12 protein-coding genes and 1 tRNA gene are annotated in these 20,952 nt (G+C 58.9%); 4 read left to right on the top strand and 9 right to left on the bottom strand.

Annotation, left to right across the window (positions count from 1 at the left end; all coding sequences use genetic code 11):
* Nucleotides 1–4: 4 nt before the first annotated feature.
* Nucleotides 5–89, top strand: a tRNA-Tyr gene (locus KK102_RS00220).
* Nucleotides 90–246: 157 nt separating this feature from the next.
* Here the strand turns inward: KK102_RS00220 and KK102_RS00215 are convergent.
* Nucleotides 247–690 (bottom strand): Lrp/AsnC family transcriptional regulator, encoded by a 444-nt coding sequence (locus tag KK102_RS00215; RefSeq protein WP_216356663.1) that lies wholly within the window; start codon nucleotides 688–690, stop codon nucleotides 247–249.
* Nucleotides 691–797: 107 nt separating this feature from the next.
* Here KK102_RS00215 and KK102_RS00210 point away from each other — a divergent pair, with 107 nt between their 5' ends.
* Nucleotides 798–1,694, top strand: coding sequence for a DMT family transporter (locus KK102_RS00210; protein ID WP_126545980.1), 897 nt, complete (start codon nucleotides 798–800; stop codon nucleotides 1,692–1,694).
* On the opposite strand, the gene narI is transcribed toward KK102_RS00210, so the two are convergent.
* The 5 genes from narI to KK102_RS00185 form a co-directional block, all read right to left on the bottom strand.
* On the bottom strand, nucleotides 1,691–2,368 hold the full coding sequence (narI, locus tag KK102_RS00205; protein WP_216356662.1) for a respiratory nitrate reductase subunit gamma: 678 nt from the start codon (nucleotides 2,366–2,368) through the stop codon (nucleotides 1,691–1,693). The genes KK102_RS00210 and narI overlap by 4 nt on opposite strands.
* On the bottom strand, nucleotides 2,368–3,078 hold the full coding sequence (narJ, locus tag KK102_RS00200; protein WP_216356661.1) for a nitrate reductase molybdenum cofactor assembly chaperone: 711 nt from the start codon (nucleotides 3,076–3,078) through the stop codon (nucleotides 2,368–2,370). Before narJ ends, narI begins: the two co-directional genes overlap by 1 nt.
* Nucleotides 3,075–4,610 (bottom strand): nitrate reductase subunit beta, encoded by a 1,536-nt coding sequence (narH, locus tag KK102_RS00195; protein WP_089599043.1) that lies wholly within the window; start codon nucleotides 4,608–4,610, stop codon nucleotides 3,075–3,077. Before narH ends, narJ begins: the two co-directional genes overlap by 4 nt.
* Nucleotides 4,607–8,350, bottom strand: a complete 3,744-nt coding sequence (locus KK102_RS00190) for a nitrate reductase subunit alpha (protein ID WP_216356660.1) — start codon at nucleotides 8,348–8,350, stop codon at nucleotides 4,607–4,609. The genes narH and KK102_RS00190 overlap by 4 nt, the downstream gene beginning before the upstream one ends.
* Nucleotides 8,351–8,730: 380 nt before the next feature.
* Nucleotides 8,731–10,128, bottom strand: a complete 1,398-nt coding sequence (locus tag KK102_RS00185; RefSeq protein ID WP_126545976.1) for a NarK family nitrate/nitrite MFS transporter — start codon at nucleotides 10,126–10,128, stop codon at nucleotides 8,731–8,733.
* Nucleotides 10,129–10,437: 309 nt separating this feature from the next.
* On the opposite strand from KK102_RS00185, the gene narX reads away from it, so the two are divergent.
* Together narX and narL are read left to right on the top strand one after the other, a co-directional pair.
* Nucleotides 10,438–12,234, top strand: a complete 1,797-nt coding sequence (gene narX / locus KK102_RS00180; RefSeq protein ID WP_126545975.1) for a nitrate/nitrite two-component system sensor histidine kinase NarX — start codon at nucleotides 10,438–10,440, stop codon at nucleotides 12,232–12,234.
* Nucleotides 12,227–12,877, top strand: coding sequence for a two-component system response regulator NarL (gene narL, locus KK102_RS00175; RefSeq protein WP_028018756.1), 651 nt, complete (start codon nucleotides 12,227–12,229; stop codon nucleotides 12,875–12,877). The genes narX and narL overlap by 8 nt, the downstream gene beginning before the upstream one ends.
* A 1-nt stretch (nucleotide 12,878) precedes the next feature.
* Here the strand turns inward: narL and KK102_RS00170 are convergent, their stop codons facing one another.
* The 3 genes from KK102_RS00170 to nirB all read right to left on the bottom strand — a co-directional run bounded on the left by KK102_RS00170 (nucleotide 12,879) and on the right by nirB (nucleotide 20,948).
* Nucleotides 12,879–14,285: a YchO/YchP family invasin gene (locus tag KK102_RS00170; RefSeq protein ID WP_216356659.1), complete on the bottom strand. Its 1,407-nt coding sequence runs from the start codon at nucleotides 14,283–14,285 to the stop codon at nucleotides 12,879–12,881.
* A 202-nt stretch (nucleotides 14,286–14,487) separates the two neighbouring features.
* Nucleotides 14,488–16,965, bottom strand: a complete 2,478-nt coding sequence (locus tag KK102_RS00165; RefSeq protein WP_216356658.1) for a nitrate reductase — start codon at nucleotides 16,963–16,965, stop codon at nucleotides 14,488–14,490.
* Entirely contained in the window at nucleotides 16,962–20,948 is a 3,987-nt protein-coding gene (nirB, locus tag KK102_RS00160; RefSeq protein ID WP_216356657.1) for a nitrite reductase large subunit NirB, read from the bottom strand. Before nirB ends, KK102_RS00165 begins: the two co-directional genes overlap by 4 nt.
* Nucleotides 20,949–20,952 lie beyond the last annotated feature (4 nt).

Genomic DNA, 20,952 nt, shown 5'->3' with positions numbered 1-20,952 from the left:
CCCTGGTGGGGTTCCCGAGCGGCCAAAGGGAGCAGACTGTAAATCTGCCGTCATCGACTTCGAAGGTTCGAATCCTTCCCCCACCACCATCATTTCCAAATAACGCTTAACTTTCTGTTCGCACCGGGCATCATGTATTTCCGTAACGGGGAAGGATGAGAAGCTTCGATTAAGGTTCGATTCGAGCTTAACCTTTGTAGCCTTTGTAGGCCGGGTAAGGCGCAGCCGCCACCCGGCGAAAAACGGCTACATCGGCGGCAACCGTCGCCTGACCGGCGAGCTCTTCACAATCGACGTATTACACTGGGCATGCTCTGCCAGGCCGTCCAGCAACACGTCCAGTTGTTCTATCGATCGCACCACCAGCCTGATCACAAAACAGTCCTCACCCGTGACTTTGTCGCTCTCAATGCACTCCGGCATCGCCTGAATGTATTTATCCACCTTATGCAATAATCCCGGCAATGGGCGCACGCGCACCAGCGCCTGCAAGGTGTATCCCAGCGCAGCCAGGTTCACCCGCGCACCATACCCCTGAATCACACCGCGCTCTTCCAGCCTCTTCAAGCGTTCTGCCGTGCTGGGTGACGTCAATCCCACGCGACCACTCAGCACCTTCAGCGACACGCGCGCGTCCTCTACCAGACAAGCCAATATTTGCCGGTCGATATCATCAAGCAGGTATTCCATCGATTTCACCTAATTTTAAAAAGCCATTACCCTTTTTCACCTTATATCAGCCCTGTAAAACCCGACAGCGATTTTCGACAATAGGGTCATTACTCAGGAGGTGGATGATGCGTGATTTACAAAAAGGCGTCGGGCAGATGAGCCTGGCGATGTTAATTTCCGGCTCTATCGGCGCGTTTGTTTTACTCAGCGGTCTGCCGGTAACGGAAGTGGTATTCTGGCGCTGCGTCATCGGCGCGGTTACGCTTTATATGTTCATCCGGTTAAGTCGAAAGCCCTTCAGTCCCCTCACCCGCACCACGCTGCTGCTGGCCATTTTTGGCGGCATAGCGCTCGTGGTGAACTGGCTGCTGCTGTTTGCAGCCTATGAGCGGATCTCGATTGGCCTTTCTACCGTGGTCTATAACACCCAGCCCTTTATGCTGGTGATGATGGGGATGCTTTTAGGCGAACGCGTCAGCCTGGTGAAATGGGGTTGGTTGATCCTCGCCTTCGGCGGCGTGGTCATATTGCTTTCCAGCGAGCTCAGCGGCACGCATGGCAGTGAATGGCTCGCAGGTATCGGGCTGGCGCTGGGGGCGGCATTCTTTTACGCGCTGACGGCCATTATCGCCCGCAAACTACAATCCATCGCACCGCAGCATATCGCCTTTATTCAGGTCCTGACCGGGGTGGTAATGCTTCTTCCTCTGGCGCATATGCCTTCCCTTTCGGGTGATTTCCCCTGGACGATACTGCTGACGCTGGGCATTGTCCATACCGGCATCATGTACCAGTTGCTGTATAGCGCCATTCAGAAACTCCCCACTCCAGTCACCGGCTCGCTGTCGTTTATCTATCCGGTGGTCGCCATTGCTGTTGATAACCTGGTGTTCGGACACTCGCTGAACCTCACGCAGCTTGCGGGCGGCGCGCTGATATTGTTTGCCGCCGCGGGCAACAACCTGGGCTGGGGCGAAAAAAAACCCCGCGGGTGCGGGGTGGGTATCAAAACGGCAAATTAGCGACGGGCGCGCACAATCTGGTATTTGCGCGTCAGGTACTCTACCGGCGCGCTCCAGATGTGCACCAGGCGGGAGAACGGGAACAGCACAAACAGCGTCATCCCCAGCACCAGGTGCACGCGGAAGATAAAGGCCACACCGTCCAGATGCTCAGATGCGCCGCCGTGGAAGGTCACCACCGACTGCGCCCAGCCGACCAGCTTCATCATTTCGCTGCCGTCCATATGCTGCGCGGAGAATGGAATCGTCAGCAGACCCAGCGCACACTGCACCATCAGCAGGGAGAGGATCAGGATGTCCGCAGCGGTCGTGGTGGCACGCACGCGCGGGCTGAACAGACGACGTTTCAGCAGCAGCAGACCGCCCACCAGGCACATCACGCCGCTGGCACCGCCCGCAAACATCGCCATTTTCTGCTTCACTTCAATCGGCAGCCAGGCTTCGTACATCCAGTGCGGCGTCAGCATGCCCAGGAAGTGACCGGCAAAAATCCCCAGGATCCCGATATGGAACAGGTTAGAGGCGAGGTTCATCCCCTTGCGGTCCAGCATCTGGCTGGAGGCCGCCCGCCAGGTATACTGGCCACAGTCATAACGCAGCCAGCTTCCCACCAGGAATACGGTGCCCGCAATGTACGGGTAAATGTCAAAGAAGAACATATTCAGGAAGTGCATTATTGCCGTCCTCCGTTAGAGATATTCAAATATTGCGGAGCAACGGCCCCGGCAAAACGACGCTGGTGAGCGGAGATTTCAGACTCGCCGCAGTTCTGGTCAGCAAAGAACTTCACCTGCTCTTCTTCCCAGACCGCATCAAGCGCCTGCGGGGTGTCGTCGCGCGCTTCATCCGCGATTTTTTCCGCCACTTTTTGGCTATCAACGGCGGCGTTAGCCAGCTTCACCAGCAGGTCAAAAAGCACCGCATAAGCACTTTCGCGCTGCTGAAGACGCGCGCCGAGCAGCGCTAGGATCGGCGCGATGTCCTGTAAACCGCCCAGCGCCTCATCTTTCGGCAGCTGCGCCAGATATTCCAGGTACAGCGGCAGGTGGTCCGGCAGTTCGCGGCTGTCAATCTGCAGGCCGTGCTGCTCGTACTGGGACATCAGGTCGACCATCGCCTGACCACGATCGCGGGATTCACCGTGGACGTGTTCAAACAGCAGCAGTGACGTCGCGCGCCCGCGGTCAAACAGCTGGCTGTAGTCCGCCTGCGCGTCCAGGAGATCGCGCGCTAACAGATCGCGGAGGAAAACGCCCAGCTTCTGGGCATCCGCTTTATCCAGGTTTTCAGATGACGCGAGTGCATCAAAGAGTTCCTGCTGATGCTGCGCAAGCGCAGCATCCGGGTACTCGAGCAGACGCGAAACAATGACGAGTTCAATCATTGGTGCGGCTCCGTTTTGCTGGTCACATCCATGGCGTCGATGCGGCGGCTGTTGAACAGGTTGAATTTGGTATCTGAGCCGTGGCAACCGTCACCGAAGCTAAAGCCACATCCGTTTTTCTCCGGGAAGGCGTCGCGCGCCTGCTCGCGGTGGCTGCTTGGTACGACGAAACGGTCTTCGTAGTTCGCAATCGCCAGATAGCGGTACATCTCCTGAGCCTGTGCTTCGGTCAGACCAACCTCTTCCAGCGCACGGGTATCGGTAACGCCGTCAACGGTCTCAGCACGCTTGAAGTGACGCATCGCCAGCATACGCTTCAGCGCCAGCAGGACCGGCTGGGTATCCCCTGCGGTCAGCAGGTTCGCCAGGTACTGCACCGGAATACGCAGGCTTTCCACGTCCGGCAGTATGCCGTTGCCGCCCAGTTCACCCGCGTCAGCGGCTGACTGAATCGGCGACAGCGGTGGCACGTACCAGACCATCGGCAGCGTGCGGTATTCCGGATGCAGCGGCAGCGCCAGCTTCCAGTCCATTGCCATTTTGTACACCGGAGACTGCTGCGCCGCGTCGATCACGCTCTGCGGCACGCCGTCCTTCAGCGCCTGCTCGATCACCTTCGGATCGTTCGGATCGAGGAACACGTCCAGCTGACGCTGGTACAGATCTTTCTCGTTCTCGGTGCTTGCTGCCGTTTCAATCGCGTCCGCGTCATACAGCAGCACGCCGAGGTAGCGAATACGGCCCACGCAGCTTTCTGAACAGACGGTCGGCATACCGGCTTCAATGCGCGGATAGCAGAAGATGCACTTCTCTGACTTGCCGCTCTTCCAGTTGAAGTAGATTTTTTTATACGGGCAGCCGGTAATGCACATGCGCCAGCCGCGGCACTTGTCCTGGTCGATGAGTACGATGCCGTCTTCTTCACGCTTGTAGATGGCGCCGCTCGGGCAGGTCGCCACGCACGCCGGATTAAGGCAGTGCTCGCACAGGCGCGGCAGGTACATCATGAAAGTGTTTTCGAACTGGCCGTACATCGCCTTCTGCATGTTCTCGAAGTTTTTGTCTTTCGACAGCTTCTCGAACTCACCGCCCAGATCGTCTTCCCAGTTCGGGCCTTTCTCGATCTTGTTCATGCGCTGACCGGTGATCAACGAGCGAGGACGAGCAATCGGCTGATGTTTACCTTCCGCTGCGTTATGCAGGTTCTGGTAGTCGAAATCGAACGGCTCGTAGTAATCGTCGATGCCCGGCAGATGCGGGTTAGCGAAGATTTTTCCCAGAAGCATCGCGCGGTTGCCCATGCGCGGCTGGATTTTGCCGTTGATTTTGCGGATCCAGCCGCCCTTGTATTTTTCCTGATCTTCCCAGTTGGTCGGGAAGCCGGTGCCCGGCTTGGTTTCCACGTTGTTGAACCAGGCGTACTCGGTGCCTTCGCGGCTGGTCCAGACGTTTTTACAGGTGACTGAGCAGGTATGACAGCCGATGCATTTATCCAGATTCAGCACCATGCCGACTTGTGAACGAATTTTCATTTTACGCTCTCCTGTACCTGGTCATTACCTTCGCCGTCTAACCAGTTAATATTCTTCATCTTACGTACCACCACGAACTCATCGCGGTTAGATCCTACGGTGCCGTAGTAGTTAAAGCCGTAGGCCAGCTGCGCATAGCCACCAATCATATGGGTCGGCTTCGGCGTAATACGGGTGACCGAGTTATGAATACCACCGCGCTGCTCGGTGATTTCTGAGCCAGGAATGTTCACGATACGTTCCTGCGCGTGGTACATCATGGTCATCCCTGCTGGAACACGCTGGCTAACCACTGCACGAGCGGTCAATGAACCGTTGCTGTTGAAGACTTCGATCCAGTCGTTATCCACAATCCCCAGATCTTTGGCATCCGCTTCGCTCATCCAGACAATCGGACCGCCGCGTCCCAGCGTCAGCATCAGCAGGTTGTCGCTGTAGGTGGAGTGGATCCCCCACTTCTGGTGCGGCGTCAGGAAGTTCAGCGCTTTCTCCGGATTACCGTTGGACTTCTCGCCCATTACCGCTTTCACCGAACGGGTGTCGATTGGCGGACGGTAAACCAGCAGGCTTTCGCCGAAGTCACGCATCCACTGGTGATCCTGATACAGAGACTGACGACCGGTCAGGGTACGCCATGGGATCAGCTCGTGAACGTTGGTGTAACCCGCGTTATAAGAGACGTGTTCATCTTCCAGACCAGACCAGGTCGGGCTGGAGATAATTTTGCGCGGCTGGGCCTGAATATCGCGGAAGCGGATTTTCTCATCTTCTTTGTTCAGGGCCAGATGCCTGTGGTCGCGACCGGTGATTTTACTCAGTGCTTCCCAGGCTTTTACTGCGACCTGGCCGTTGGTTTCCGGAGCCAGGGTGAGGATCATCTCTGCGGCATCAATCGCCGTGTTAAGTATTGGCTGGCCTTTGGCCGGGCCGTCTGCTTTGGTGTAATTGAGCTTACGCAGCAGGTCCATTTCGCTCTGGGTGTTCCAGGCGATCCCTTTCCCGCCGTTGCCGATTTTCTCCATCAGCGGGCCGATAGAGGTAAAGCGTTCGTAGGTCGCCGGGTAGTCACGTTCAACAGGAATGATGTGCGGCGCCGTCACGCCAGGGATCAGATCGCACTCGCCTTTTTTCCAGTCCTTCACGTCCAGCGGCTGCGCCAGTTCGGCAGCGGAATCGTGCTGGATGGGCAGCGTCACCACGTCGGTTTCTTTGCCCAGGTGCCCCACGCAGACTTCGGAGAACTTCTCGGCGATGCCTTTGTAGATTTCCCAGTCGCTTTTGGATTCCCACGCCGGGTCAACGGCAGCAGACAGTGGATGAATAAACGGATGCATATCCGAGGTATTCATGTCGTCTTTTTCATACCAGGTTGCCGTCGGCAGAACGATATCGGAGTACAGACAGGTGCTCGACAGACGGAAATCCAGCGTCACCACCAGATCCAGCTTGCCGTCCAGGCCGTTGTCTTTCCATTCCACTTCTTCAGGCTTCACGCCGCCCTGCTTGCCGAGATCTTTGCCCTGAATACCGTGTTCGGTACCGAGCAGATACTTCAGCATGAACTCGTGACCTTTACCGGATGAACCCAGCAGGTTTGAGCGCCAAATGAACAGGTTGCGCGGATGGTTTTTACCGTTTTCCGGCTGTTCCGCCGCAAAGCGAATCGAACCTTCCTTCAGCGACTTAACGGTGTAGTCCACCGGGGTCATGCCCGCCTTCTTCGCCGCTTCCGCGATGCGCAGCGGGTTGGTGCCAAGCTGAGGAGCCGACGGCAACCAGCCCATACGTTCCGCACGCACGTTGAAGTCAATCAGGTGGCCGCTGTAGCGGGATTTATCCGCCATTGGCGACAGCAGTTCCTCTGCGGTAACCGTCTCGTAGCGCCACTGGCTGGAGTGGTTATAGAAGTAGGAAGTGCTGTTCATGTGGCGTGCCGGACGCTGCCAGTCGAGGGCAAACGCCAGCGGCTGCCAGCCGGTCTGCGGACGCAGTTTTTCCTGGCCGACGTAGTGCGCCCAGCCGCCGCCGCTCTGACCGACGCAGCCGCAGAAGATGAGCATGTTAATCAGGCCGCGGTAGTTCATATCGAGGTGGTACCAGTGGTTCAGACCGGCACCGACGATGATCATGGAGCGACCGTGGGTCTTGTCAGCGTTTTCCGCGAACTCACGCGCGATGCGGGTGATCTGCGCGCGCGGCACGCCGGTGATCTGCTCCGCCCATGCCGGAGTGTACGCTTTCACCTCATCGTAATTGCTTGCGCAGTTTTCGTCGTTCAGACCGCGCTCAAGGCCGTAGTTCGCCATGGTGAGATCGTAAACGGTGGTGACGAGCGCCGTTGAACCATCGGCGAGCTGCAGACGCTTCGCCGGCAGTTTGTGCATCAGAACGTTATTCAGTTCAACCTTGTTGAAGTGCTCGGTGCCTTCTCCGCCGAAGTACGGGAAGCCAACGTCGGCGATCTCGTCCTGGCTGCCCAGCATGCTCAGGCGCAGTTCGGTCTCTTCGCCGGTGGTGCCGTTACGCTGCTCCAGGTTCCATTTGCCCTTTTCGCCCCAGCGGAAACCGATAGAGCCGTTAGGCGCAATCAGTTCGCCATTGCTGTTACAGGCAACGGTTTTCCACTGCGGGTTATTTTCCTGACCAAGTGAATCCACCAGGTCAGCGGCGCGCAGCATACGACCGGCAGCGTAGTAGCCGTCGCGCTCTTCCAGCATCACCAGCATCGGCATGTCGGTGTAGCGACGCACGTAGTCGGTGAAGTACTGGCTAGGCTTGTCCAGGTGGAACTCGCGCAGCATGACGTGGCCCATCGCCAGCGCCATCGCCGCATCGGTGCCCTGCTTAGGTGCCAGCCACAGGTCGCACAGCTTGGCGATTTCCGCATAGTCAGGGGTAATCGCAACGGTTTTGGTGCCTTTATAACGCACTTCGGTAAAGAAGTGGGCATCCGGGGTACGGGTCTGCGGAACGTTAGAGCCCCAGGCCAGAATGTAGCTGGAGTTATACCAGTCGGCGGATTCCGGCACGTCGGTCTGCTCGCCCCAGGTCTGCGGAGACGCAGGCGGCAGGTCGCAGTACCAGTCATAGAAGCTCAGGCAGGTCCCGCCAATCAGGGAGAGATAGCGCGCGCCAGACGCGTAGGAGACCATCGACATCGCCGGGATTGGCGAGAAGCCCGCCACGCGGTCCGGACCGTAGGTTTTGACGGTGTAGACGTTAGACGCCGCAATCAGTTCGTTCACTTCTTTCCAGGAGGAACGGACAAAACCGCCGCGACCGCGAGCCTGCTTGAAGCTCTTCGCTTTGTCGGCGTCTTCGATGATGGATGCCCAGGCATCAACCGGATCGCGGTGCTGGACTTTCGCTTCACGCCACATTTTCATCAGGCGCTTACGCATCAGTGGGTATTTCAGGCGGTTAGCGCTGTAGAGATACCAGGAGTAGCTTGCGCCACGCGGACAGCCGCGCGGTTCATGATTCGGCAGATCGGGACGGGTACGCGGGTAGTCGGTTTGCTGGACTTCCCAGGTCACCAGGCCATTCTTGACGAAAATCTTCCAGCTGCACGAGCCCGTGCAGTTGACGCCATGGGTTGAACGGACCACTTTGTCATGCTGCCAGCGCTGGCGGTAGCCGTCTTCCCAGTCGCGGTTGGTCTCCAGAAGCTGACCGTGCCCATCGGCAAACGTCTCGCCCTTCTGCTTGAAGTAGCGAAACCGGTCTAAAAATTTGCTCATCGGGTATCTCCTGTGTGGAGCCTGTGGCTCTCTAAATCGACATTGCTGATTTGCAGCGAAGGTAACGCCCTGAAAGAGGAGGAGAATTGATAACGATCAAGGCGAACGGGGTCTCTGAAGGAGGGGGTTATATCAAATACCACCAAAGCGGTAGGAATTTAAATTTCGTATCACAATGATTAATATGGGTATTTTATATTTATCGTACAAAAAGCAGGGCTAAATTTAACATCTCGGGTATTAAGGGGTAGACCCCACTGAAAAGCGATGGCGATCGCAGTGTTACCCGCAGGCTGTCAGTACAGAAGCCATCAGTATGTTGTAACTATTTCCAATCCAAAAAAACGCGGCCCGAAGGCCGCGCAAACGGATAATCACACTTACTTATTTTTCTTGGTATTACGGCCATATACCAGCCACGTAATCACAACGCAGGCGATATAGAAGACGAGGAAGACTTTCATGGCCCCTGCCGGAGAGCCGGTCAGGTCCAGTGAGATACCGAACGCTTTCGGGATGAAGAAACCGCCGATTGCGCCAATCGCGGAGATAAAGCCCAGCGCCGCTGCGGTGTCGGTCGCCGCTTCACGCATGGCCTGCTCTTCTGAGCCACCCTGTGCCTTAACGCGGTCCATGGTCAGCTTACGGAAGATGACGGAGATCATCTGGAAGGTAGACGCGCTCCCCAGCCCGGCCGTCAGGAACAGCACCATAAACACACCGAAGAAGGCGATGAAGTTACCGCCCTGCCCGTTGGCTGGCAGCGTCAGGAACAGTAGCGCGCAGAAGATCGCCATCACCATGAAGTTCACCAGCGTCACGCGCGTCCCGCCCAGACGGTCGGAGATCATCCCGCCAAGAGAACGTGCCAGTGCGCCAATAAATGGGCCAAAGAAGGCAAATTGCAGGATCTGCACCTCCGGGAACTGGGTTTTCGACAGCATGGCGAAGCCCGCCGAGAAGCCGATGAACGAGCCGAACGTTGCCAGATACAACAGCGCCATGACCCAAAGGTGACCGCGTTTCAGAACCGGTAACTGTTCGCTCAGGGACGCCTTCGACGCGGACAAATCGTTCATAAAGAACCAGGCCGCCAGCGTGAAGACCACCAGGAACGGCACCCAAATCCAGGCCGCATTCTGCAGGAACAGAGAAGAACCATCCGGCTGGGTTACACCGCCGCCGCCAAAGGCCGCAAAGATGGAAACCGAAATCGCCAGCGGGGCAATCAGCTGCATCACGCTCACGCCCATGTTCCCCAGACCGCCGTTAATCCCCAGCGCACCGCCCTGCTTCGCTTTCGGGAAGAAGAAGCTGATGTTCGCCATGCTGGAGGCAAAGTTCGCGCCCGCAAAACCGCACAGCAGAGAGATGATCACAAACACGCTAAACGGCGTGGAGGTATCCTGCACCGCAAAACCGAGCCACACGCACGGCACGATCATGATGCCGGTACTGAAAGCCGTCCAGCGGCGTCCGCCAAACACCGGCACCATAAACGCGTAAGGCACACGCAGCAGCGCACCGGACAGGGACGGTAGCGCCGTCAACATAAACAGCTGATCGGTCGTAAACGTAAAGCCGACTTTTGGCAGGTTTACCGCCACCGCGCTAAACAACATCCATACGCAAAACGCTAACAGCAGGCACGGAACGGAAATCCATAGATTACGACTTGCTACACGATGGCCGCGCTGTTGCCAGAACGCCGGATCCTCTGGTCGCCATTCTGTAATAACGGCACCATTTTCCCTTTCGGGAGCGGATGAGTGACTCATAGACACCTCTGATTCTCAAATGATGCTGCAAACATTAGGGTTTTAGGGCGGCGGTAAGTTGATATAAATCAAAGGAAAAGTGCGGGGTTTTGTGGCGAAAAAAAAGTCATCACTCTTAGTGAGTAGGTGAAAGCGGTAAAAAAGATGTGGTTTTTCACGGTGCTGAGCCATCCTGGCTACTCCCTCCCCCTAACCGTTACTCCCCTGGCAATTTAGAGGTAATCCTTTATTGGTATGGGTATACTCCAGGGTATGCACCAGAATAGCGCCATTCCTGCAGTCAGGCCACGCCAGGAGCCCGGCAACACCATGTTAAAAAGATGTCTATCCCCGCTGACGCTGGTGAACCAACTGGCGCTTATTGTCTTGCTGTCCACCGCGATCGGTGTCACCGGCATGGCGATTTCCGGCTGGCTGGTTCAGGGCGTACAGGGTAATGCGCATGCCATCAACGAGGCAGGCTCGCTACGCATGCAGAGTTATCGTCTGCTGGCCTCAGTGCCCTTAACGCAGGACGACCAGAAGCTGATCGATGATATGGAGCGTACGGCTTTCAGCCCCGAGCTGGAAAGCGCCGCCATTCGCGCTGGTCAGAAATCCCAGCTCAAGGCTCTTCAGGGCTATTGGCACACGCAGCTGGAGCCAGGCTTAAAGCAGGCGAACAGCCCTGACGCCGTCGCGCGCGACGTTGCCGGTTTCGTCTCACGCATTGATACGCTGGTCTCCTCTTTCGATCAAACCACCGAACTACGCATTGACCGGGTGGTTACGATCCACCGGGTGATGGCGCTATTTATGGGTCTGCTGCTGATTTTCACCATCGTCTGGCTGCGCGCGCGGCTGCTGAATCCCTGGAAACAGCTGCTGGCGATGGCACGCGCCGTAACGAACAGAGATTTTACCCAGCGCACGCATATCAGCGGGCGTAACGAGATGGCGATGCTCGGCAAGGCGCTCAACACCATGTCGGAAGAGCTGTCTGAAAGCTACGCGGTACTGGAACAGCGGGTTCAGGAAAAAACCGCCGGACTCGAACAGAAAAACGAAATTCTCTCCTTCCTGTGGCAGGCCAACCGCCGTTTGCATATGCAGGTACCGCTGTGCGAGCGCCTCTCGCCGGTGCTGAACGGCCTGCAAAACCTGACGCTGCTGCACGATCTGGAGCTGCGGGTTTACGACGTTGAAGACGAAGAAAATCATCAGGAATTTACCTGTCAGTCGGACATGTCCTGCGATGATAAAGGCTGTCACCTTTGCCCGCGGGGTATACCCCCGTTAACAACGACGGGCACCACGCTGAAGTGGCGTCTGACGGACAGCCACACCCAGTACGGCATTCTGCTGGCTACCCTGCCCGCCGGAAGGCATTTGAGCCACGACCAGCAGCAGCTGGTGGATACTCTGGTGGAACAGCTCACGGCCACGCTGGCGCTGGACAGGCATCAGGAAAAACAGCAGCAGCTGATTGTCATGGAAGAGCGCGCCACCATCGCGCGGGAGCTGCATGACTCCATCGCCCAATCGCTCTCCTGCATGAAGATGCAGGTCAGCTGCCTGCAGATGCAGGATGCGGAGATGCCGGAAAGCAACAAACAGCTCCTGAGCCAAATCCGCAACGAGCTGAACACTTCATGGGTTCAGCTTCGTGAGCTGTTAACCACTTTCCGACTGCAGCTGACCGAGCCGGGCCTTCGCCCCGCGCTGGAGTCCAGCTGTCACGAATTTAGCGCCCGACTGGGGTTCCCGGTGAAGCTCGACTACCAGCTTCCGCCGCGTTTTGTCCCCTCCCATCAGGCGATTCATTTACTGCAGATCGCCCGCGAAGCCCTGAGCAACGTGCTCAAGCACGCCAGCGCGACGGCGGTAACGGTAACCGTCAGCCAGCACAATAATCAGGTGAAGCTGACGATTCAGGACGACGGCTGCGGCGTGCCGGAAAATGCCGAGAGAACCAACCACTATGGTTTAATTATCATGCGAGACCGCGCGCAAAGCCTGCGCGGTGATTGTCAGGTTCGCCGGAGAGACACGGGTGGCACGGAAGTGGTCGTCACCTTTATTCCCGAAAAACCGCTTACAACTGTCCAAGGAGAACACCATGACTAATCAGGAACCGGCATCCATTCTGCTGATCGACGACCATCCCATGCTGCGTACCGGGGTGAAACAGCTGGTCAGCATGGCGCCCGATATTACCGTCGTCGGCGAAGCCAGCAACGGCGAACAGGGTATTGAGCTTGCCGAAGCGCTCGATCCTGATTTGATCCTGCTCGATCTCAACATGCCGGGCATGAACGGTCTGGAGACGCTGGACAAACTGCGCGAAAAATCCCTGTCTGGCCGCGTGGTGGTGTTTAGCGTGTCAAATCATGAAGAAGACGTGGTGACGGCGCTGAAGCGCGGCGCGGACGGCTACCTGCTGAAAGATATGGAGCCGGAAGATCTGCTCAAGGCGCTGCAGCAGGCCGCGGCGGGGGAAATGGTGCTGAGCGAAGCCTTAACGCCGGTACTGGCCGCCAGCCTGCGCGCCAACCGCGCAACTTCGGACCGCGACGTGAGCCAGCTTACCCCGCGCGAACGCGATATTCTGAAGCTGATTGCCCAAGGCCTGCCGAACAAAATGATCGCCCGCCGTCTGGACATCACCGAAAGCACGGTAAAAGTGCACGTGAAGCACATGCTGAAGAAAATGAAGTTAAAGTCCCGCGTCGAAGCCGCCGTGTGGGTCCATCAGGAACGGATTTTTTAACTTACTCGTCCGGCAGCAGCTTCCACCGTGGATCGTCGTTGGGCAATGCGACCAGCGGTTGAACCACCGTTAGCGCGATCTCATTGGAAGAGACGCGCTGCCCGTCTTTATCTTCCGCGATCACCGACAGCCGCCACTGGTTAGCTGCACCTTCAGCATTATCCCAGGCGGGCATAATGACGCTCCAGCCGTCGCTGCTGGTACTGTCAGCCGGTGCGGTCAGGCTCAGCGCCTGCGTATCCCCCTGCCAGTGCAGCTGGCGAATACCATGTTTGCTGCGTATTTGCAGCTTCAGCATGACGGTTTCGCCCCCTTTCAGATCCCACGGCGGCGTTGCCAGATAGACCGACAGCGTTTTGCGCTGGCGGAACTCCATGACCGGCAGGTTCTCCCGCTCTGGCGAATCGTAGCGACTGCCGCGCAGCGAACGCGTCACAGCCACTTCGCTGGCGGACAGCTGTTTGACCAGGGGCACGCCAAACCGATAGTTGAGCTTAAGCCCGAGGTTATTCTGGCTGACGCCGCTCTCTCCCTGCTTATGGGCAGCCGTCAGGGTCACCAGCGGAACGGGGGTATAGTTGAGTCCCAGATTGACCGCCATCGGGTTGTGGTAGCCGGTTCCGCTGTTGAACAGGTCGACGTTATCGCCAAAATACTGTTCAAAACTGACGCTGGTATTCAGATGATGGAACCACGGCAGCCAGGCTTTAGCGGTGATGTCATACCCGCGCGCCATGCGCTGCTCCTGCAGATCCGCGCTGTCGCGCCAGCTGGCGAACGGCTGATAGTAGTTCGCCGACAGGCGTAGATTCCGCCCCCACGCTTCTGCCCCCAGCCCGGCGCGCTGCAGGTTTTCCTCAAGCAGGTTATCGTAAAAGGTGTTATAGCCCAGCAGCCAGTCTCCGGCGACCCATCGCTGGCCAATCCCGGCATTGCTCACCAGACCGTCCGTCTGTTGCGTCAGGCCCAGCTGGCTCCAGCTCAGGTAACGATTGTTATCGTTCCAGGGAATAAACCAGCTTCCGCTGCTGCCATTGAAATTGCCCTCATCATCCACCAGCAGATTTACGCTGGCGTTACCCCAGGGGGAAAGCCAGGATTCAATCTGCTGGTTCACTTCCCCGCTCACCACATCCCGTACCTGACCCAGTGCGAACTGCTTCGCCTGCTCGCCTGTCGTCAGGCCGTTGTCGGTCATACTGGCTTCGCCAAAGGCTTTCGCCATTTCAGCAAGGTGCTTTTCGCCCTCGCCTGTTGGGGCTGCCATACCGAGATCGGGCAAGCTATCGCCGTTATTATCAAACGGATTTTGCGCTTGCTGCATAAAGGAATTCGGCGCACCGTGAACGGCTCCGGCCGTAAGAAGGGAGAGTAAAAACAGCAAATGAATGCGGGACGATACAGCCATCAACGTCGTAAATAAGGACCTGTGTTCATAAGGCAATTCTTTTTATGTTAACGCGATAAGAAGTAAAATGCAGGCTTAACGAAAATTCCAGGATTATCCTGAACATTATTGTCGGGTGGCGGCTGCGCCTTACCCGACCTACGGGGCGGCACGAATTTGTAGGTCGGGTAAGGCGCAGCCGCCACCCGATGCCCTTACACCGCTATCTAAACAGCGCTTTCAGCTCGGGCACGCACGAACCGCAGTTCGTTCCGCAGCGCAAACGTCCCCCCAGCGCCGAAATGGAACCGCACCCACCGGCAATCGCCTCGCGTATCGCGTTTTCCCCGACGCTGAAACAGCTGCAGATAATGCGTCCCGGATCCACCACCTCCCCCACGCCCTGACCGTTCAGGAGCGCATGACGTGCAGCAGGCGTTAAGGGGGGCGACTGAAAAGCCGCTTCAATCACCGGGTGCGCCAGCTCCGGTCGCGCGGTTCCTTCCCAGAAGGCGAGCATCAGCTCGCCGTTATGCCAGGCCAGCACGCTGCTACGCTCGCCGGTCTGCGCAACCTGCAGCTGCCAGCCCCTGCCGCTGGCGTAATCCATGACCCATGGCTGGAAGGGTTTATCACCCGCCAGCGTCAGGCGGGTCGCTTTACGCCACCAGTACACGAAGGACGGCAGTTCCGGTACGTCACGCGCGTAAAGCTCCCCCTGCCAGCCCGGCTGCCAGGGCAGGATCCTGACCGCGGTTTGTTTACTCTCTGGCTGGCCTGAAACCAGGTCAACGCGGCCTTCCACCAGGGCATTGACCTTCCCCTGACGGGAAAATTGCGCATTCCAGTGCATCGGGATAAACAGCTCTCCCGCCTTCTGAGCGTCGTTAATATGGATCCGGGCAACCATCACCCCGCGCGGGGAAGCGATTCGCGCCAGCTGCCCCTCGCACACGCCATATCGCGCGGCGTCTGAACGGCAGATGTCAACCAGCGGCTCGGCGATATGCTGCATTAATCGTGCGACGTATCCCGTGCGGGTCATGGTATGCCACTGGTCGCGAATACGGCCGGTGTTGAGCATCAGGGGGTACAGGGTATTGATCCCCGCGGTGGGCAACGATGGGATAACCGGGACAATCCGTCTGTGGGGAAAATGACCGGCGCACCATTGATAAGGCTCCAGCGCATCCCATTCCTCGCGGCTTAACGTCGCCAGTTCACCCAGATTGAGCGCGCGCTCGCCGTTGTTTTCAAACGCCGTGAGCGCCGCATGTTCACAAAAAATATCCCGCGGATGTTCCCAGGCAAAGGCTTCGCCATAGCCCAGCCTTTTCGCGACCTGGGCAATAATCCACCAGTCCGGCTTTGCCTCGCCCGGCGCGGGCAGAAACGCGCGCTGGCGCGAAATGCGCCGCTCTGAGTTGGTTACCGTACCGTTTTTCTCGCCCCAGCCCTGCGCCGGAAGACGAATATGGGCAAACCGGCTGGTGTCCGTCTCCTGCATCACCTCGGAAACGATCACCAGCGGACAGGCCGCCAGCGCCTGGCACACCGCGTGGCTGTCCGGCAGCGATACGGCGGGGTTGGTCCCCATAATCCACACCGCCTTCACCTCGCCGCGGGCGATGGCGTCAAACAGCTCCACCGCCATCAGGCCTGGCGTCTGCGCCAGCCGCTCGGTTCCCCAGAAACGCGCCACCCGCGAGAGATCGTCCGGCTCGAAGTTCATGTGTGCCGCCAGCTGGTTCGCCAGCCCGCCCACTTCTCTTCCGCCCATCGCATTAGGCTGTCCGGTCAGCGAAAACGGGCCGCAGCCCTGACGATTGAATTTGCCGCTGGCAAGATGGACGTTGATGATAGCGTTGCACTTGTCGCTGCCGCGGGTGGACTGGTTGATCCCCATGGTGTAGAGCGTGATAGCGCGAGGTGCCGTCATAAACCAGTCGTAAAAGGTGCCAATATCCAGCGGCGAAAGGCCGCAAAATGCCGCCACCCGCTCAACGGGCCACTCATCCGCTCCCTGAATCAGGTTCAGCAGGCCGACAAATAATCCGGCATCGCTCCCCGGCGCAAGCGCAAGATGCAGATCGGCGATATCGCAGGTGGCGGTATTGCGCGGGTCAATCACCACCACCTTCATCTGCGGATTGTTGTACTTTGCCTGCACCAGCCGCTGATACAGCACCGGATGGGTCCATGCAGCGTTGGATCCCACCAGCACGACCAGATCGCTGTTTTCCACATCCTCATAGCTGCACGGCACCACGTCTTCGCCGAAGGCGCGCTTGTAGCCGACCACCGCCGAAGACATGCAGAGCCGGGAGTTGGTATCAATGTTTGCCGCGCCGATAAATCCTTTCATCAGCTTGTTGGCAACATAATAGTCCTCGGTTAACAGCTGTCCGGAGGCGTAAAACGCCACGGCCTGCGGCCCCCATTTGTCGATGATCGCCTGGAGTCGCTCGCCTGTCGCCCCCAGCGCCTGCGGCCAGCCCACCTTAACACCGTCAACAACGGGGCGCAGCAATCGCCCCTGTAACCCCGTCGTTTCCCCCAGGGCCGATCCCTTCACGCACAGGCGGCCAAAGTTCGCAGGATGGGTTTCGTCCCCCCGAACGCTTACCGCTCCACCTTCCACGCTGGCGACTACGCCGCAGCCCACCCCGCAGTAGGGGCACGTTGTCCGGGTTTCCGTCATGAGGCCTCCGCACGCATCACTATCGCGTCGTTCCCGACCCACACCTTGCCGTTTTCAATCTTCACCGGCCACGCGCGTACCGCAGGTTCACCGTTATCCACCTGGCACCCATCGCGCAGGCGAATACGCTGCTTGTAGAGCGGTGAAATCACCACCGGCTCGCCCGCCGCATCGCCGAGGATGCCGCGTGAAAGCACGTTCGCGCTACTGCCCGGCTCCATATCGTCGAGGGCGTAGACTCGCTGTCCGAAACGGAACAGCGCAATCGGTTTGCGGCCAAGACGCGCGCCAATGCCCGCCTGCTCGGGAATATCGTCAATGCCGCAGATTTCCTGCCAGCGCTTGCTTTCATCCGACGGCGCGGCGTTCACCGCGGTGCGGAACAGCGCCATACGATGGGGATCGCTGAGCGTGGTTTGCCATTCGCACTGATACGTCTCTACCACCCGCGCCATCTCCTGCTCCAGCTCGTGAGCGATACCCAGGCTGTCGTTGACGATCACCTCGCGCAGATAGTCGAGGCCGCCTTCCAGGTTGTCCATCCAGGTACTGGTGCGCTGCAGGCGATCCGCCGTGCGGATGTAGAACATCAGGAAACGGTCAACGGTGCGGATCAGCGTTTCGTCGTCCAGATCGCTGGCAAAAAGGTCCGCATGGCGCGGCTTCATCCCGCCATTGCCGCACAGGTAGAGGTTCCAGCCCTTGTCGGTGGCAATCACCCCCACGTCTTTGCTCTGCGCCTCCGCGCACTCGCGGGTGCAGCCGGAGACCGCCATTTTGATCTTGTGCGGGGCGCGCAGACCCTTGTACCGGTGTTCCAGTCTGACCGCGAGACGGGTGGAGTCCTGCACGCCGTAGCGGCACCAGGTCGAGCCGACGCAGGATTTCACCGTGCGCAGGGATTTCCCATAGGCGTGTCCGGTTTCAAACCCGGCTTCCACCAGCGCCTGCCAGATCTCCGGCAGCTGTTCCAGGGTGGCGCCAAACAGGTCGATACGCTGCCCGCCGGTAATTTTACTGTAAAGGTCATAACGTTTCGCTATCTGGCCGATGGCGATCAGCCCGTCTGCCGTCACTTCCCCGGCGGGCATGCGCGGCACGATGGAATAAGTCCCGTCCTTCTGGATATTGGCGAAGTAGCGGTCGTTGGTATCCTGCAGCGGCAGATGTGCCGGTTTCAGCAGATACTCGTTCCAGCAGGAGGCAAGCACCGACCCCACCAGCGGCTTGCAGATCTCACATCCGTGCCCCTGCCCGTAGCGGCTAATCAGCTGGTCAAAGGTGCGAATATGGTTAACGCGCACCAGGTGGTAAATCTCCTGGCGCGAGTACGGAAAGTGTTCGCAGATATCCTTTTTCACCTCCACGCCCTGCTCCGTCAGCTGGAACTCCATCACCTGCTTCACCAGCGCGCTGCAGCCCCCGCAGCCGGTCGCCGCTTTGGTGCACTGCTTAATCGCGCCGATATCCGCTGCGCCCGCACTCACCGCCTGGCAGATATCGCCTTTGCTGACGTTATGACAGGAGCAGATTTGCGCGCTTTCCGGCAGCGCCGCCACGCCGAGCGCTTTTGGCGCGCTGCCCGTCGACGCGGGTAATATCAGCGTTTCCGGCTCTTTTGGCAGGGCTATCCCGTTGAGCATCATCTGCACCAGCGTGGCGTATTCGCTGGCGTCACCCACCAGCACGCCGCCGAGCAGCGTTTTGCCGTCGTGGCTGACCACGATTTTCTTGTAGATTTGCTGTGGACCGTGCGTCCACTGGTAGCTCAGCGCCCCCGGCGTGCGCCCGTGAGCGTCGCCGAACGAGGCCACGTCCACGCCGAGCAGCTTGAGCTTGGTGCTCATATCCGCGCCGGTGAAGGTTTTCTCCTCACCCGCCAGCGCGGCGGCGGCCACCCGCGCCATCTGATAACCGGGCGCGACCAGACCGAAGATTTTCCCCTCCCACAGGGCGCATTCGCCGATGGCCAGCACGTCCGGATCGGAGGTCCGGCAGCCGTCGTCAATGCAGATCCCGCCGCGTTCGCCGATAGCCAGCCCGCTACTGCGCGCCAGCGCGTCCTGCGGACGAATACCGGCAGAAAAGACCACCATGTCCGTTTCCAGCTGTTCACCATCGGCAAAGCGCAGCACCAGTCCGCCGTCCGCGGTGGCAATCTCCGTCGTCGCTCTACTGGTGTGAACGCCAACGCCCAGCGCCTCGATTTTCCTGCGCAGCATCGCCGCGCCGTCGTTGTCGAGCTGCACCGCCATCAGATTGGGTGCAAACTCAACCACGTGGGTTTCCAGCCCGAGTTGCTTCAGGGCGTTCGCCGCCTCCAGCCCCAGCAGGCCGCCGCCAATCACCACGCCGCGACGCGAGCCCTTTGCATGTGCGGCAATATTATCAAGATCGTCGAGGGTGCGATAAACAAAGCAGCCAGGCAGATCGTTGCCCGGAACCGGTGGGACGAACGGATAAGAGCCTGTCGCCAGCACCAGCTTGTCCCAGTGGGTTTCATGCCCGCTGGCGGTACGCACCACGCGCGCGTCGCGGTCGATGGCGACAATCTGCTGCGACAGACGCAGCTCAATGCCGCTGTCGGCAAAGAAATCCCCTTCCACCAGCGAGAGCGACTCTGCGCTGCGCCCGCCAAAATATTCCGACAGATGCACGCGGTCGTAGGCGGCATAGCGCTCCTCGCCAAAGACGATTATCTGATACTGCTGATGCAGATTGCGGTTAACGCAGTCTTCAAGGAAATGATGGCCGACCATACCGTGCCCAACCACCACCAGAGTAGGTTTTGTCATAGCGTTCTGTCCTGCAACCTGCGGTTGCGTAGTGAAACGATCGAACAGCCAGTCCGCGTGTGCGGGCGCAGCCGTTGCCAGTAAATCGGTAAATGTTGCCGCACTGCGGCAGTCGCCCATCAGCAGCACGCCTGCCAGCGCCCCCTGATGGATCAGTAAACGTCGATAGTGACGGGTCAGCGGATCCCATGCGCTCCAGACCACATCGCCCTCCTGCTCTGCCGCGCGACCGAGGCTAAACAACTCCACGCCGGTCACCTTGAGGCGCACGCCGTTGTCGGTGAGGGTAAACGGCACAGTAACGTCCCCGGCCAGCCGCGCGGCGAGGATATCCGCCTGCATCATGCAGGGGGCGACCAGGCCAAACGTCTGGCCGTCAATTTCGCAGCACTCGCCAATGGCGTAGACGTTCGGCTCGGAGGTTTGCATCTGGTGATCCACCACGATGCCGCGCGCGCAGCGAATGCCGCTGGCGTGCGCCAGCGCAACGTTCGGCTGCACGCCGGTCGCCAGCACCACGCGCGCGGCGGCGATGCTGTGCCCATTGAGAAACGTCACGCTATTGCCGTTAATTGCCGCGATGCCTGAGGAAAGCTCGCAGCGCACGCCCCGCGCCGCCAGCGCCTCTTCCAGCAGCATGCCCGCCTGCTGGTCCAGCTGTTGCTCCATTAGCCACGGCCCACGATGAACAACAGTGACGTCGTCACCTTTACGTGCCAGCGCTGCCGCCGCCTCAACCCCGAGCACGCCGCCCCCCAGCACCACCGCAGGACCGGCGATTGCCTGAATGGCCCGGGTATCCTCCAGAGTACGGAACGTGAATACGTGCGGCGCATCGCCGCCGGGGATGGGCGGAACAAAGGGCGTTGACCCTGTGGCGAACACCAGCGCATCCCAGCCCAGCGTGCGGGCGGCGGTTTGCACTTCCCGCGTATCCACGTTCACGGCAATCGCCTTTTCGCCCCGCAGCACCGTCACGCCGCGTGCCTGGTACCACTCATCATCCTGAAGGCAGATGTCCGCCGCCGCTTTTTCACCGCCCAGCACCGGTGAAAGCTGGATGCGGTTATAGGCATGCTCAGGCTCGTCACCGATGACGGTGATAGCGAAATGACCGGCAGCACGCCCAGTGAGCGAGGCAATCAGCCGCGTGGCCGCCATGCCATTTCCGATAATGACCAGTCGCATCAAA

Source organism: Enterobacter quasimori, assembly GCF_018597345.1.
Taxonomy (GTDB): domain Bacteria; phylum Pseudomonadota; class Gammaproteobacteria; order Enterobacterales; family Enterobacteriaceae; genus Enterobacter; species Enterobacter mori.
The sequence above is the reverse complement of the archived record's forward strand: the minus strand, read 5'-3'. Positions and strand labels throughout refer to the sequence as shown.